This window comes from Synechococcus sp. R50.1, from assembly GCF_047462115.1.
GTDB lineage: Bacteria > Cyanobacteriota > Cyanobacteriia > Thermostichales > Thermostichaceae > Thermostichus.
The window spans coordinates 2,810-18,048 of the sequence record NZ_JANSIN010000049.1; the positions used below are offsets into that span (position 1 = coordinate 2,810).

The following is a 15,239-nucleotide window of genomic DNA, read 5'->3' on the forward strand; positions in this document are numbered from 1 at the left end:
AATCGCTGTTCGGTGAAACCGATATGGCGCTCCCAACGCCCGTTCCCCCTTCGGGGGGATCCCTAGAAATTGGAAACAATCGCTGTTCGGTGAAACCGATATGGCGCTCCCAACGCCCGTTCCCCCTTCGGGGGGATCCCTAGAAATTGGAAACGAGAATGAGCCATTTACCAGCGTACGGCATTACCTTAATGAGTTCCCCCTTCGGGGGGATCCCTAGAAATTGGAAACATTATCCATCTAATGCCCCATCTATATTGGGCATTTCTTGTTCCCCCTTCGGGGGGATCCCTAGAAATTGGAAACATCGAAGAACGCCTGTCCTTCCTCGCGGAGGTCGAGTGCCGTTCCCCCTTCGGGGGGATCCCTAGAAATTGGAAACTATTGGAGGCTCACATGAACGACGCTTACAATTACCCTTGTTCCCCCTTCGGGGGGATCCCTAGAAATTGGAAACCAGCCAACTGTGCGTAGTTGGCGCGATAAACAGTAGCGTGTTCCCCCTTCGGGGGGATCCCTAGAAATTGGAAACTTGTGGCCGTGCTCGAGCATGATCCAATATGGATCAGTTCCCCCTTCGGGGGGATCCCTAGAAATTGGAAACTTGCCTATAATGTCAGGACTATCAATGAACCTTCCAGGCATGTTCCCCCTTCGGGGGGATCCCTAGAAATTGGAAACTGGAAAGTTGTACGCCTGCCCAAGTAAGTAAGCGACGTTCCCCCTTCGGGGGGATCCCTAGAAATTGGAAACATCACCCAAACGTCGTGGTCACAGTGGTGGTAAACCACTGCGTGTTCCCCCTTCGGGGGGATCCCTAGAAATTGGAAACCTTTCCAATAAGTCCTAACGGCTTCAAAATTCTCTCTGTGATTGTTCCCCCTTCGGGGGGATCCTTAGAAACTGGAAAAGAGAAAATCGAAGTCAAACGAAACTGGGCCTGGTTATCAGGCGGGCAGCGAAAGCAACGGCTGAAACGCTCCAGAAATCGGCCTGCTGGCTGGGGAAAGTCTGGGAAAGTGAGGTCTGGATCCCCGGCAGCCACCGCTGCCCAAAAGTAGCGCAATTGTGGGGCCAAGGCTTGTGCCTGTTCCAAAGGCAAATTCAGCGGTGCGGAGGTTAAAAACTTAACCACCGCTGGTTCGCTGCGCTGGGCCATCCACTCCCGGGAGAACGCTTGCAAATCGGGCCAATCGGGCAGGGATCCCACCCGGTAGCTCTGGATATGGACTTGGATTCCGGTCTCTCGATCCGACCGGATCTCGACAAGGCGGTAGGGGTGGGGAAAGCTGACCAAAGAGCCGGTGGTAATGTCGTAAACCCCCCCTCGTCGGGCGATGTGCTGGATGTGCAGATGTCCGGTGAACACCAGTTGCACCCCATAAGCTTGCAGCAGCCGCCGCAACTGAGAGGCATTCTCCAGCATGTAGCGACGCCCCCAGGGATGGAGAGACTGGCCGCGCAGATGCTCGACCACATTATGGTGCACCATCAGCAGCACCAGCTCTTCCTCGGCTGCCGCCAATTCTTTCTCCAGCCAGGTCAGTTGTTCTGGGGTTAGACACCCCACCAATTGACCCTGAGCATCAAAATGGTTGGAATTGAGGCCGATCAAACGGATCCCTGGCCGCAGAACCCGGCTGTAATCCAAAGACTGCCCGTCCTCATAGCCAAAAGCTCGGTAGTAGCGGGGAAAATCCGCCAAACCAATAGAGCGCCCGCTGGCCTCGGGCTGGGGCACATCGTGGTTGCCGGGCACCACAAAAGCCGGAAAGGGCAGTCGAGCCAGCCGCTCTGCCAGCCATGCATGGTTTTCCGGCTCCCCATGCTGGGTCAGATCCCCCGGCAACAGCAGAAAATCCAGAGGCAACTGCACCAGATGCTGCAAAACCTGTTCCAGAGCCGGGATGCTCACCTCTACCAGGTGAAATCGGCTGGGGTGATCCCAAAGGGTGGAAGGGAGGGCGACGTGGGGATCGCTCACCACAGCAAAGCGGATCTGCACGGATTACTCCCCTTGACAACAGCAAGCAGACAAAGCCTTCGGCCCACCGGGGGGGCAAGCGCTTCTGCTATTCTGACATCCATCACGGGATCCCGATTATCTCAGGAGCACAGCATGGTGGCCCAGGTGATTACCATCGATCACCCTCTGGTGCAGCACAAGCTCAGCCTCATGCGCCGTGTTGAAACTACAACCGCCGACTTCCGAGCGCTGATGCGGGAGATCAGCCTCTTGATGGCCTACGAGGTGACCCGCGATCTGCCCCTCAAGCTACAGCCCATTCAAACCCCGATGGCCCCAATGTTGGCGCCGATGTTGGCGGCAGAGAAAAAGTTGATGCTTGTCTCCATCCTGCGGGCCGGCCAAGGGCTCCTCGACGGCATGCTGGAGCTGATCCCATCAGCACGGGTGGGGCATATCGGCCTATATCGGGATCCCCATACCCTGATCCCCATCGAGTACTACTTCAAGGTGCCCACCGATATCGAAGATCGTGAGGTGCTGGTGGTGGATCCAATGTTGGCCACCGGCCATTCGGCAGCAGCGGCTGTAGCGCGCCTACGCCAAACCCGACCCCAGTCGATCCGCTTCATCTGCCTGGTGGCCGCCCCAGAAGGGATCCGGTATTTCCACGAACAGAACCCAGATGTGCCAATCTATACCGCTGCTGTAGACGATGGCCTAGACGAGCACGGGTACATCATCCCCGGCCTGGGAGATGCAGGGGATCGCCTGTTCGGCACCCGCTGATGGGAGAGTGCCATGCCTACAGCACCCTATGTTGCTGCGCCACACTGAACGGGAACCGCACCGCTGTCGCGATTAGGAAGTTGGGTTGGGCGCCAACAACTGTTCCCCCCTCAACATGCGGGCAGCAGCGCTGAGCAGCTCCTCTTCCAGATAGGGCTTGGTGAAGTAGGCAGTTGCTCCCAGCTCCCGTGCTGTTTGCCGGTGCCGTTCTGCCCCCCGCGAGGTGAGCATGGCAACCGGGAGATGCTTGAAGTTGCTGTCTTCCCGCAGGCGGGTGAGCAGTTCTAGGCCGTCCATCCGCGGCATCTCGATGTCGCAGAAGATGAGGTCGCAGGGCAGGCCGCCGCGCAGCTTTTCCCAGGCATCCTGGCCATCCCGCGCCTGTTCCACCCGGTAGCCCACCTTCTGGAAAGACATTGAGAGCAGCTCCCGAACGGTGATCGAGTCGTCCACGATCAACACGGTGGTCTGGCGCACCTCTTCCGGGGTCGGCTCCTCATCCCGGTGATCCAGCCAGAAGCGGTTGAGATCCCGACGGCGACCGTGGGCTATGTCCACCAGCTCGATGATGTCGGCAATCGGCAGGACCCGCCCGTTCCCCAACACCGTTGCCCCAGAAATGCCCAGTGGCTTGGGCACAGGCCCGCGCAGTTGCTTGATCACGATTTCCTGCTCTTCCACAAAGCTGTCCACCTGCAGGGCAACATACTGACCGGCACTTTGCAGGATGACAATGGGAATAATGCCCTCATCCTGGGTGATGCTGTACACCTCAGAACGGCTGCGGCTGTGGCTGCGGCTGTAGGCCAGCAGATTCGAGAGGGGCTGGAAGGGAAGGCGCTGATCCCGCCAGAGAATCGAGGGCCGCCCCTGCTCATCCGGCTGAACTTCGTCGGCAGGAACATCCAGCATCTCCTCCACGCCATCCAGGGGGAAGGCGATCAGGGCTTTGTCGCTGACACACACCATGGCCTTGGAGATGCTCAGGGTGAGGGGGAGGCGGATGGTAAAGGTGGTTCCTTTGCCCCGCACAGAATCCACTTGGATACTGCCGCGCAGATCGGTGATGTTGCGGCGCACCACATCCAAGCCAACCCCCCGCCCGGCCAGATCGTCCACTTCGCTGGCCTCGCGAACGCTGAAGCCGGGGTGGAAGAGAACGTTGAACACTTCGTCTTCGTCGGCTTGCTCCGACAGCAGCCCCAGCCTTTGGGCCTTGGCCTTGACCTTCTCCACCGGGATCCCGGCGCCATCGTCCGAGACGATGATGATGGTTTGGTTGCCCTGATAGAAGGCCTTGACGGTGATCTTGCCCTCAGGGGGCTTGCCCGCCCGCCGCCGCTCCTCAGGGGTCTCGATCCCGTGTACCAGGGCGTTGTTCACCAGGTGGGTCATCGGGTCATAGAGCTCCTCCAGGATGGCCTTGTCGATGAGCGTGTCACGGCCTTCCACCACCAGGCTGGCCTGCTTGCCCGTTTTGATGGAGAGATCCCGAATGGCGCGGGGCAACCGATCGGCAACTTGCGAGAAGGGCACCATGCGCGCCCGGTTCAGGCCCTCTTGCAGTTGGGTGGTTACCTGCCGGAATTGGCGGGTGATCTGCTCGGCCTCATCCACGGCAAACTCGATGTCGGAGGAGGACTCGCGCACCCGCACGATGAGCTCAATGATCTCCTGGGCCAGAGCGTGGAAGGCCGTAAACTGATCCATCTCCAGCTTGTCGAACTCTTGGCCGGAGGAATGACTCCGCCTTCCTCGGCTGGATCCCTCGCCATTTCGACCGAAGCCCACCGTCACCGTGCCGCCATAGGCTGAGCCGCTGCGGCTGGAGAACAAAGCCGATTCCAACAGAGAGCGGTCATACTGATCCCGCATGCGCTGGCCCAGATCCCCTAGCTGTTGCACACGGCCCAGTAGGCCATCCAGAAACTGGCGCAGACGGGTTTGGTTTTGCTCCATGCTGTTGCGGATGACCACCAACTCTCCCACCAGGTTGTTGATGGAGTCGAGGTGACGTACTTCCACCCGCATCACGGGGTTGCTGAGGGCAGCAGCTCGCCGTGAGGTTGGCCCAGTCACCGCCGGAGCGGGAGCAGCAACAGATGGTGAAGGTGTAGGAGCAGCGGCAGGCGCTTTGGGAGCTACAAAGGGCTCCGCACCGCTGACGCGATCGAGATCCCCCAGGAGAGACTCCAGTTGGGCTTCAAAATCGCTTCCAGCCTCGCCCGGCACTGCAGCAGCAGGCTCTAGGGTGGGAGCAAATGTCTCCTCAAAAGCCGCCGCCGGTTCAGCAGCATCGAAAAGAGCTGCCAAATCGTCCAAACGGGGAGCCGGAGCAGCTTCCAGCGCTTCTTCCTCTGGGGTCTCAGCCTGGCCAACAGGAACAGCCAAGGATTCATCCTCTGCAAACAGGCTGGCCAACTGGCTTTCCAGGTCGTCCTCTGCAGGTTGGGGGGCACTGTCCTCCTCCACTGCAGCATCAAGCGGCTCTGGCTCGGACACGGGCGCTTCGGCCAGGCTGCTCGCTTGCAAAGCCTCTGTGTCGCCCAGGAAGGTGGCAAAATCCAAGGGGGTCTCTTCCTGGAGCGCTTCCCCTTCTGCAAAGAACTGGCTCAACTCATCCAGATCCACCTGGCTGTCGCTATCCATGGCCGAGAGGGATCCCCTGGCCCCCAGGCTCAGTTCTTCTGGGTCGGATTCCTGGGTGAATAGGGCATCGAGACGGTCGAAGGAGAGCTCGGGGGAAGGGGCGACTGCCTCCTCAGCCGTGGGTTGCAGGTCTGCGAAAGACTCCTCCTGAACCGGGAACAGCTCCTCCAGAAGCGCCCACGCCTGGGCTTCTGCTGTGTCCCCAGCTGCTGATTGGGTCAGGGGGATGGAGTCCCCATCGGACGCCTCCTCGAGGGTCTCGCCGGCGAAGAGATCCCCTAGGCTCAGCTCGGCTCCGAAGTCTGGAATTGGCGATTCCCTCGGCTCATTGGCCATGTCGGGCGACGTGGGGAAGGGTTCGCCGATAAAGAGATCCCCCAGTTGCTCAGCTTCGGCAGCATCAGCCTCAGCGATGTCCAGGGATGGGCCAAAAGAGGGATCCAAAAATACGGAAGGTTCACTTGCTTCCGGCATCGACCAAGCCGGATCGGCTTCTGCCGCAGGGGTGGAAAAAAAGCTCTCCAGGCTGTCTTCGGCAGTATCGAAGGCAGCAGAGTCAGCGGACTCTAAGGATCCCACCTCGTCGGATCCCGACTCTGCCAGATAATCTGCTGGGATGGAAAAATCCTCTAGCTGGATATCTGCGGGAAATTCAGCCCAGAGATCTGCTGCGATTTCCCCGTCCTCAAGGGCTTCCTGAAGGGGTGGGGACGGTTCAGCCGCCCAAGGATCGGCCTCCGGCTCACCAGCGGGAACGGCCTCCAAGTCCGGAAGCTGAGACCCTTCCTGCCGGAAAGCACTCTCTACGGGAAGTTCCTCCAGCTCAAATAGGGCCTCTACCCCGGCACTTGCGGCTTCGTCCGGGACAAAGCCGGATCCCTCGCCCATTTCCGCAGCAACGCTCTGGGCAGTCGGCTCCTGTTCAGCATCCCAGGCAGGCTCAGCAGAGACAAACCCCTCTGCCCCTTCACCCACCACTTCGGCAAACAGCTCCGCCAGATCGGCCTCGGCTCTCTCCTCATCCAACCTTGGGCTCAGATCCTCAAAGGTCTGCAAGAGGGGCTCAGGAGAGGAGGGGATCAGCTCCGTTGGGAATTCTTCAATATCGGATAGCGCTTCTGCGTTGGCAAACAGCTCGTCAAAGGCTGAGGTGGCTTCTTCCTCCAGATCCAAGGGAGTGGCATAGAGCTCCGCTCCGCTAACGCGACCGAAGTCGTCCGCAACAGAGGCCAAGTCAGCTCCCTGCCCGTCCTCTTCTGGGCTTTCTGCCGGCACGGCAGCTGTCCTCCAGTCTTCCTCCCAAGCCGCTTCGGCTCGGATCCCTGGCCAACTCAGATCCAGATCCCCCTCTTCCGCGGGAGCAGATCGGTGCTCTGAATCTGTTCCCGCCAGCGGGACGGAGTCCTCAGCAGTGCCCACTTCCCAAAGGGATGAGGGCTGTTCCGCCGCCAGATCTCCGCTTGCCTCTGCGCTCTCCTGCTCCGGCGACAGGGCAGCTCCGGGCTCATCCTCTTGAAAGGATGTCTCAGCGAGGGTTACCGCTTCCCAGCTCAGATCGGGGGTAGCGCCTTCCTCCGCAGGGATCCCAGCAGCCGCAGCCCAATCCTCTGGGGCACCCCCAGGTTCTGGGAATGACGGCTCTGCCTCAGACCCCCAAGCAAGGCCAAGGTCGAAGGGCTCAGGGACTTCTGGCTCTTCAGGGGCTGCCGGAACAGGGCGGAAAGCCAACAACTCAGCCGAGGGTCGGATGGTGTTTGCCGCTCCGCCGGCCAGAGCTTGGTGGGCTTGCTTCAGATCTCGCAGCACCGGCAGGGCCAGTTGTCGCAAATCCTGGCCGGGATCCGCCAAAATCTCGCCGATCAAGCGGGTCAAGTCTGTCCAGCCCCCCAGTTCCAGAGCCGAAGATTGCCCCAAATCCTGCAAAGATTGGGCCAGAGCTTGCAGAGCCGGTCGAGTGGCCGGGTCGTCAGGACGTTTGAACAGCTCCAGCATCTGGCGCAGCAGGGCCGGGATCTGCTGATGCACCACCACCTCAAGAGGATCCGGCGGGGCAGGGGGAGCGGCAGGGCGAGCCAATTGTTGCAGTTCTGAAGAAGGGGCAACCTGTTCGGCCTTGCCGTCTAGGATGAGCTGCTGTCCCTGCTTCAAATCCCGCAGGGCGACCAAAGCCAGAGCACGCAGGTCGGCATCGGGGTTGCCCAGAGCTTGCTCGAAAGTTTCCGTCAACTGTTGCCAGCCCGCCAGATGATGAACTTGTCCGATCTCCTTGAGAACGGCATTCGCCGCTGCCAAGCGCTCTCGGACATCTGGCTGATCCCGTTGTTTAAACAGCTCCAGCATCTGGCGCAACTGCTGCGGCACCACCTCCGCCATGTCCTGCTGCAGGGTGCGAACCGCCGGCGACGAGACGGGAGTTGGAGCAAGGCTGGGAACAGTGCCCTCGCCAAGAAGATTTTGAATGTGCCTTTCGGTCTCTTGAAAAACCGGCTCCAGTTCCGCCAGGGTGGTGTTGCTGACTTCTTGGGTGAGGCCGCGGGGGCTCTGCAGCTCCTCCAACAACATTGAAAGCCCATCAAAAGCCCGCAGCAGCAGGGTTTCCAGGTGCTGATCGACAGGCACTCCGCCTGGACGGGAGCGAAAAATGTTGAAAAAATCTTCCATGCGGTGGGCCGTCCGTTGGATGCTGGTGAGGCCCAGCATGGCAGCTCCCCCCTTGATGGAGTGAGCAGCTCGAAACAGCTCGTTGATCAGCTCGGGATCGCTCATGCTGTCCCGCAAGCTGAGGAGCACTTGTTCAATCGTTGCCAAGTGGTCGCGGGCTTCTTCGATGAAATAACTGAGGATCCGCTTTTGTGCTTCTTCATTCATGGCAGGAGGCCCTTCCTACAGCCCACAGGTATGCATCAGTAATAGCAGACCGGACAGATTGAGGCTCGCCTGAGCGAAGAGTCCGGCCAAAAGTCGGAACAGGGGGATCCCAGTGGCATTTGCTAAGGATCGATAACGTCTCCTGCATGGGGATCCTTGTCCCTAGAATGCCCTCAAAACAGCAGATTTGCTCATTCATCCCCAACCCGGAAGCGACCGACAGAAGTTTGCAACTCGCGGGCGATGCTCACCAACTGTTGGAGCGAAGCTGCCACCTTCTGCGCCTCCTTAGAGGTCTCGTTGGCGGTCAACTCCACCGATTGCATCACCTGCGCCACAGAGCGAGAGGTTTCCGTTTGTTGCACGGTGGCCTGAGAGATCGCCCGCACCAACTCGTCGATCCGGCGACTGACCTCGATAATCTCGTCCAGGCTGTTCTTGGCCTGCTCGGCCCGCCGCGTCCCCTCGATCACCAGTTGGGTGCCTTCTTCCATAGCCGTCATCACGTTGCCGGTTTCCGATTGAATCTGCAACACGATCTGCTCGATCTCCTTCGAGGCTTTGGCAGCTCGGTCGGCCAGTTGTCGCACCTCATCGGCCACGATGGCAAAGCCCCGTCCCGATTCCCCGGCTCGTGCCGCCTCGATGCTGGCGTTGAGGGCAAGCAGGTTGGTGCGCGAGGCAATTTGAGAGATCAAAGCCACAATTTTGGAAATTTCCTGCGAGGATTCCGCCAATCGCTTCACTTTGCGGGTGGTTTCTGCCACGGTTTCGCGAATTTCCAGGATGCCACTTACCGTGCGATCCACAGCTTCTCCACCCCGAGCGGCTGCTTCTGTGGCTTGGGCAGTCACGTTGGCCGCTTCGCGGGCGTTGCTGGCCACCTCTTGAATGGAGTCCGTCATCTCCTGAATGGAGTTGAGGGAGTTGGAAATCTCCTCCGCCTGGCGCAAGGCGTCGGCAGAGAGGCTGCGGGCAAAGTCCTCGTTCTGCAAGGCGGCATCGTTCACGGCGGCGGCGGCCCGCTTCACCTGGCTGACAATGTCTCGCAGACTGCGAATGGTCAGGTTAAAGGAGTCGGCCACAGCCCCCAGCACGTCGGCAGTCACCTCTGCCCGCACCGTCAGGTCTCCACGGGCAGCCCCTTCCACGTCGTCCAGCAGGCGAATCACCTGGCGCTGTAGGTCTTCCTTAGCTTGCCCTTGCTCGGCAGCCCGCTGGCTCAGTTCGGCGAAGTTGGCTTCAAGGGCAGCCGCCATCTGGTTAAAGCTGTCGGCCAAGCGCCCCAGCTCATCGTGGGTGTTGGCTGTGGCTCGTACTGAATAATTCCCCTGGGCCAAGGCGGCAAAATGACTGGCCAGCTCTTGGGCGGTGGAGCGAACTTGTTTGGCACTGCCGGCTCCAAGGATAACCCCTGCTCCTGTGCCGATCACCCCACCTCCGATCACCCCGGCAATCAAGCGAGCTCCCCCGTTGGCCGGGATCCCAAGGCCAATCGCCAGCCCGGCAGCCAAGCTCACCGCTCCTTGGATAAGCGCTATGGCCAATTGCCGATCCGCAATCGGTCGGTTGGCGATCCCGGCAGAGGTTCTTGCCCCTTGTTCGCCTGCACTGGGAATAGGGAGGGAGGCCGTGGGCAGCAGAACTTGGGCCGCTCCGCTGCCGGTCTCCGCCATTGGGCTCATCCCCCCAATCGCCCCCTCGTTTGGGTGGAAGGCCCCCACCGGCTCGCCGCCATCCATGCCGGCAAGTTCGCGATCCAGGCTGTCTAGCTCGTCAAGCTCGAAGAGGGCAGAGCCGGGACTGGCAGTATCTTCATCGGGGGCAGGGATCGGCTCACTCATGGGGGCAGCCAATTCGGTCGGCAGGCCTTCTTCCAGGGATCCCCCTTCCTCTTCCTCAAGACCGGGCAGGGAGAAGCCCATCTCATCGGGAAAATCGGCATCGCCGGCCAACTGCGTAATGGAGTCGGAGTCGCCTTCTAGGGCTTCCAGATGCTCTCGATCGAACTCGTTGAGGAAGGCAAAGTCATCTTCGACCACCGGATCGGTTTGAGGCCCGCCCTCTTCCGAGCCTACCCGTCGCGAGGTGGCCGGTGGTGTTACCCGAGAATGGGTTGGCATCTGGTAAGATGAACCCAATGGATCAGCTCCCGGCATTTGCAGGCCGGTCTCAAAGGGATCCCCAAATCTCTCTTCTCCCATGAAGACTTCGCCATCGCCGCTAAGGCTGTCCGCCTCCAGCGGAAACGGATCTTGAGCGAAGGGATCCGACTCTTCTTCCCCCATCCCCTCGAACTGCAAGAAGGGATCGGCAGCAGGGAAAGCCTCTTCCGAAAAGGCATCCGACCCAGGTGCAAACTCATCTTGAGGGCGAAACTCGTCCGCTCTTGGGGAATCGGAAATGTCCGCCAGCTCCGGCGCCATTTGCAACAGCTCCTCTAGACCCTTCCGGGCCGACTCCAGCTCATCGGGATCGCTGGCCGTTTGTAAAATGGTGTTGTAGGTTTGGCGAGCTTCCAACAACTGCCCAGCTTGTTTTTGTGCTGAAGCCAGCAGCAGCTTGACAGCAGTATCTTGCGGTTGAGCAGCAGCCACTTGGTTGAACAACCGCACCGCCTGGACGTAGTCTCCCTGCCAAAAGGCGGCCACCGCATCGGTGTAGTCTCTCTGACTGTTCGCGCTCGGAACCATGGATCCTCCCTTCACTGCTTGGCTACCTCTGTTCACGCTTCAACACAGATGCAAACGGAACGCCCCCAACACCTCAGAACCTCTTAGAATAATAGATGCAGGCTATCTCTCCTTCTGCCCCCATTCGGTCAAGAATGCACTTTTCTGCCGCCCTCTCAAGGTTTGGCCACTATGCAATCTCACCCTTACGCATCAGCAGGGGATAGCATCAGTCCAGCTTTCCCCATTGTGAATGGAGTCAGCTTGGATCTTTGATAGGAACTATACACTTTCCTCTCGCCGAACTCACAGGGGGCCGCTTGTCAACCCCAACGATGGGATCTCAGAATGGCCGACTGATCCAGCAAGGGCAAGCGCGATCCCGTTCCGGGCACCACCCATTCCCCTCGCAAAAAAGGAGCCATGGACTCAGGAGCCGTGAGGGCAGGCCGCACCAGTTCAGTCTTCAGCCACTCCATACCCACAATTAAATCCACAGCCAAGCCCATCAGCAAATCCTGTTGATCCATTACGGCCACCACAGGGATCTCAGCTCGGTCGATATTCAGGGGCGGGCTGATCCCCAAAAACTGCCCCAGATCCGCAACCCAGACGATCTCGCCCCGCAAATTCAGCGTGCCCAGCAAAACCGGAGCGACATTGGGCATGGGGGTGATTTTCTCTGGGCCAATGCTCATCACCTCCACAACCGATACCGCTGGCAGCGCGAATTCCTCCCCGGTGGCAATCTTGAACTTTAGGAATAGCTCACCTTCGGGAGCCTCCATCTCCCGCAGTTCCTGGGTTTCATCCCCCATCAATAAATCCAGATCCCCCAGCATGATGCGCCCCCGCCTGTAACAGCTTTGTGGAGAGTTCGTCTCCGCCCACGCCCCCTGCCAAAATACAAAGCCCCCCAACTTTCCCAGAAGTCTCGAGGCAGAAAAGCGGTTCTCAACCTCTCAGCAATTGTTTAATCGTACCCACCAGCTCCTGGGGCTGGAAAGGTTTGGCAATGTAGGCATCCGCCCCCTGGCGGATCCCCCAGTAGCGGTCAAATTCTTCGCCCTTGGAGGAACACATGACGATCGGGGTTTTCTGGGTGAGGGGATCGGCTTTCAGAAGGCGGCACACCTCATACCCATTCATGCGCGGCATGACAATATCCAGCACGATCAGATCGGGTTTGCTCTGCTTCACGGCTTCGATGGCTTCCACGCCATCCCCCACCACCGTCACCTCCAAGCCGTTCTCCTGCAGCAGCTTGCTGATCATCTCCCGCTGGGATTGGCTGTCTTCCACCACCAAAACGCGACTCATTTCCGATTCATCTCCCGCAATTGATGTTTGATGGTCGCCAGGAGCTCTTGGGGCTTGAAGGGCTTGGTTACATAGGCATCCGCCTGATTGCGCCTGGCCCACTCGATATCAAAGGTCTGGTCTTTGGTGGAACACACGACGATGCGAATGTGCTTGGTGCTCTCATCCCCCTTCACTTCCCGGCACACCTCATAGCCGTTCATGCGCGGCATGACAATATCCAGCACCACCACATCAGGCTTTTGCTGACGAATGAGCTCCATCGCCTCTACGCCGTCTGTTGCTGTGGAGACTTCCAAACCGTTCTCGGAAAGCAAGCTGGAAATGGTCTCCAGGTAGGTACGGTTGTCATCCACCACCAGCACTTTGCTCATCGCCGTCTTGCTCCTTTTGCACTCCCGCGCAACCGTCGGGCTGCTTTGACTGAGATTTCGCCTTCTAACCTCACCCGGCTCCATGGCTCCAAGTCGGCCATGCTACCCCTATTGTTTCGGTGAGGCCACTCTTCTGTCCAGTACCCCGCCCACAGTCCTCTGTGCCAACATTTTGGCTGCCCCAACGCCTATTCGCCACCGCCCCGTTTGGGGGGAGGGCCTACGTAGGATTCAACAATGGTCAACAACTCCTTTTCCGCAAAGGGTTTGCTCAAAAACTCGTTGGCTCCGGCCATGCGGGCCTTAATCCGATCGGTGAAGCCATCCTTGCCGGTCAGCATGATCATGGGGGTTTCGCGAAACTGGCTGGACTTGCGCAACATGGCGCACAGCTCATACCCATCCAATTTGGGCATGGCCACATCACAGAGGATCATATCTGGGTTGAGGAGAAACACCTGTCCCAAGGCTTTGAGAGGATTGCCGATGGTGGTGACCTGGTAGCCCTCGTTTTGCAGGATGAACTCTACGGTTTTTTGGATGGCCATAGAATCGTCGATGCAAAGGATGTGGCTGGGCTTATCGCTGGGTTTGAGGGGACGGCTGGGCTTGGGCTCCACGATCAAGACGGGCTCGGACAGTTGAATGACCCCTTGGCGGACGTAGGGATAGATGGCCTTGGCCACTGTGAGGGTATCTCGGCCCAAGTAGCGGCTCATCTGGCGAATGCTGGTTTTGCCATCCGACCATTCGCTTAGGGCCTTGAAGACGGGGGCTGGCAAGTGTTGCTGCAGAGGAATGGGGTTGAGAATGGTGGGAGCTTGGTTGGGAGCTTGGATGTAGGGGTGCAGTTTTTTCCACTCCTGCACTTGGGCTACGATCTCGGTGAGCAGGGGGGTGACGGGGAAGGTGGTCAACTGGGGGGCCAGGGGGGATCCAGCCTCGAAAATGAAGGAGCCGTGGTGGAGGCTAAGCAGGTCGAAGAGGACTTCCCGCACCATGCCCAGCAGGATTTGCTTGCCTTGGTTGGGGTTGAGCTTGTGGTTTTCCAGCAAAGACCAGAGGCGGTTGTATTCGGGAGCGTTGACTGCAGCTTTGTGGGGAATTTGAATTTCCTCAAGGGCAGCTTCCACCTTGAACCGGCGCAAGTAGTCTTTGAGGCGGGCGATGTTCCCTTCTGCTTCAGAGGCGTAGATGATTCGTCCATTCAGGAAAAAGACAAACCAGTAGGCAGAGGGGCTGGCCTCTACGAAAAGCTCACCGGTGCGCTGGCCCAGCTCGATGAGCTGAAGGATGCTGCGGATATCGATCTCTTGTAGTTTTCCCTGCATGGGATCCCTGCCCGAAGTCCAGCAAGATACGACTATTATGACGCTAGTCTTCACGGTTGCCGCCCTGCGGCAAGGCTATTTTCGGGAATATTCGGGAACGCAGTTAAAGTCCAAAAAAGTTGTGGGTTGACTCGGGCCGAGCGTCTGCATTCCCCAGAGCATCTTCGGGATCCCGACAGGTTGCTCCCAGCCAGAGCAGAATGGATCCAGAGTATTCCCTAAAGCCTGGTTGCTGCAAAATCTATGCTGCCGATATTCACTGCCTGGGTGCTTGGCCCGCTGCTGGCGCTTTACACCATCTTGTTTGTGCTGCGCATCTTTCTGTCGTGGTATCCACAACTGGATACTTCCCGGTTGCCCTACTCGCTGGTGGTCGGCCTGACGGAGTTTCTGTTACGCCCGACCCGCCGCCTGATCCCGCCGCTGGGAGGTGTGGACATGGCCCCTGTGGTTTGGGTGGGCCTGGTTACCCTGTTGCGGGAGGTGTTGCTGGGGCAGCAGGGGCTGCTGACGATGGCTCTGCACTGAGAGCGTTTGTGTTAACAGTCTTTTATCAGAAAACTGGGTCTAAAACCCCGCCCTTAAGGCCTAGGGCCCGCTGACGCGACAGGGCGGCTCTTCTTGGTTTTGAATGTAGGCAACTAAGACTTGCAGGGGAGCACCACCCACACCTGATGCAAAGTAGCTAGGACTCCACAAGGCGGTTTTGCCGTAGGGCTTGGGAAACTTAGCCTGCCCGTACCTGCGGCTGGAGACTCCCTTGAGGGCGTTAACCATCTGGAAAAAGACCACTTAGGTGGGTAGAAAATCAAAAGATGAACATGGTCTGCTCCACCGTTAAACTCTAAAATCCCAAAATCCATCGATTGGGCAACGCTCTTAAATGCTGCCGCAATTAAGTCCAAACCTTAGTATCCTGCGTTTGTATTGGGTGACAAACACCAAGTGCGCTTGCAAGCTGGAAACGCTGTTGCGGTCTTTGCCACTCGGGTGGTGGTCTGCGATGGTTGTGGAGCAGTCCATGACCGGGATGAGGTGGCTTCTGAAAATATCGAGCAAGTCGGGATGGGGCAAAGCGCTCCGCGCCGCCAAGGCGAGCGCCCGACTCTAAAACGGAGGTGGAGACTATTCGCGCCAGCGGGACGGAGTCCTAGGTTGTGTTGATCTTTCATTTGAGCCAAAAGAGAGCACTAACGAGATAGAGAAAACTCAAGAAGTTCCTGGCCAATTTGTCAAAACGAGAACATAGATGCCGGTACTGCTTTAACTT

At 58.7% G+C, this 15,239-nt stretch carries 8 protein-coding genes, 3 pseudogenes and 1 CRISPR repeat array; of the genes and pseudogenes, 2 read left to right on the forward strand and 9 right to left on the reverse strand.

Annotated elements, in window-relative coordinates; genetic code table 11:
- The first annotated feature begins 41 nt into the window (after positions 1–41).
- Positions 42–911: direct repeats of the CRISPR family, unit length 36 nt; unit sequence GTTCCCCCTTCGGGGGGATCCCTAGAAATTGGAAAC.
- Between the two features lie 440 nt (positions 912–1,351).
- A pseudogene (locus NW870_RS10860) lies at positions 1,352–2,005 on the reverse strand (metallophosphoesterase family protein); the annotation flags it as partial.
- 117 nt (positions 2,006–2,122) lie between these two features.
- Between NW870_RS10860 and upp the strand changes: the two are divergent.
- Positions 2,123–2,755: a uracil phosphoribosyltransferase gene (gene upp / locus NW870_RS10865; RefSeq protein ID WP_414375293.1), complete on the forward strand. Its 633-nt coding sequence runs from the start codon at positions 2,123–2,125 to the stop codon at positions 2,753–2,755.
- A 72-nt stretch (positions 2,756–2,827) separates the two neighbouring features.
- Here upp and NW870_RS10870 read toward each other — a convergent pair whose 3' ends face one another.
- The 6 genes from NW870_RS10870 to NW870_RS10895 form a co-directional block, all read right to left on the reverse strand.
- Positions 2,828–8,272, reverse strand: a complete 5,445-nt coding sequence (locus tag NW870_RS10870; protein ID WP_414375287.1) for a response regulator — start codon at positions 8,270–8,272, stop codon at positions 2,828–2,830.
- 191 nt (positions 8,273–8,463) lie between these two features.
- Entirely contained in the window at positions 8,464–10,965 is a 2,502-nt protein-coding gene (locus tag NW870_RS10875; RefSeq protein ID WP_414375288.1) for a methyl-accepting chemotaxis protein, read from the reverse strand.
- A 302-nt stretch (positions 10,966–11,267) separates the two neighbouring features.
- Positions 11,268–11,786, reverse strand: coding sequence for a CheW domain-containing protein (locus NW870_RS10880; RefSeq protein ID WP_414375289.1), 519 nt, complete (start codon positions 11,784–11,786; stop codon positions 11,268–11,270).
- 112 nt (positions 11,787–11,898) lie between these two features.
- Entirely contained in the window at positions 11,899–12,264 is a 366-nt protein-coding gene (locus tag NW870_RS10885) for a response regulator transcription factor (protein WP_414375290.1), read from the reverse strand.
- Positions 12,261–12,638 carry a response regulator gene (locus tag NW870_RS10890; RefSeq protein WP_414375291.1) on the reverse strand — a complete coding sequence of 126 codons (378 nt, stop codon included), beginning with the start codon at positions 12,636–12,638 and terminating at the stop codon, positions 12,261–12,263. The genes NW870_RS10885 and NW870_RS10890 overlap by 4 nt, the downstream gene beginning before the upstream one ends.
- A gap of 188 nt (positions 12,639–12,826) precedes the next feature.
- Positions 12,827–13,969, reverse strand: coding sequence for a response regulator (locus NW870_RS10895; RefSeq protein ID WP_414375292.1), 1,143 nt, complete (start codon positions 13,967–13,969; stop codon positions 12,827–12,829).
- A 243-nt stretch (positions 13,970–14,212) separates the two neighbouring features.
- Here NW870_RS10895 and NW870_RS10900 point away from each other — a divergent pair, with 243 nt between their 5' ends.
- Entirely contained in the window at positions 14,213–14,497 is a 285-nt protein-coding gene (locus NW870_RS10900) for a YggT family protein (protein ID WP_414355918.1), read from the forward strand.
- Between the two features lie 60 nt (positions 14,498–14,557).
- On the opposite strand, the pseudogene tnpA reads toward NW870_RS10900, so the two are convergent.
- Positions 14,558–14,992, reverse strand: a pseudogene (gene tnpA, locus NW870_RS10905) (IS200/IS605 family transposase).
- Positions 14,993–15,137: 145 nt separating this feature from the next.
- A pseudogene (locus NW870_RS10910) lies at positions 15,138–15,239 on the reverse strand (IS5/IS1182 family transposase); the annotation flags it as partial.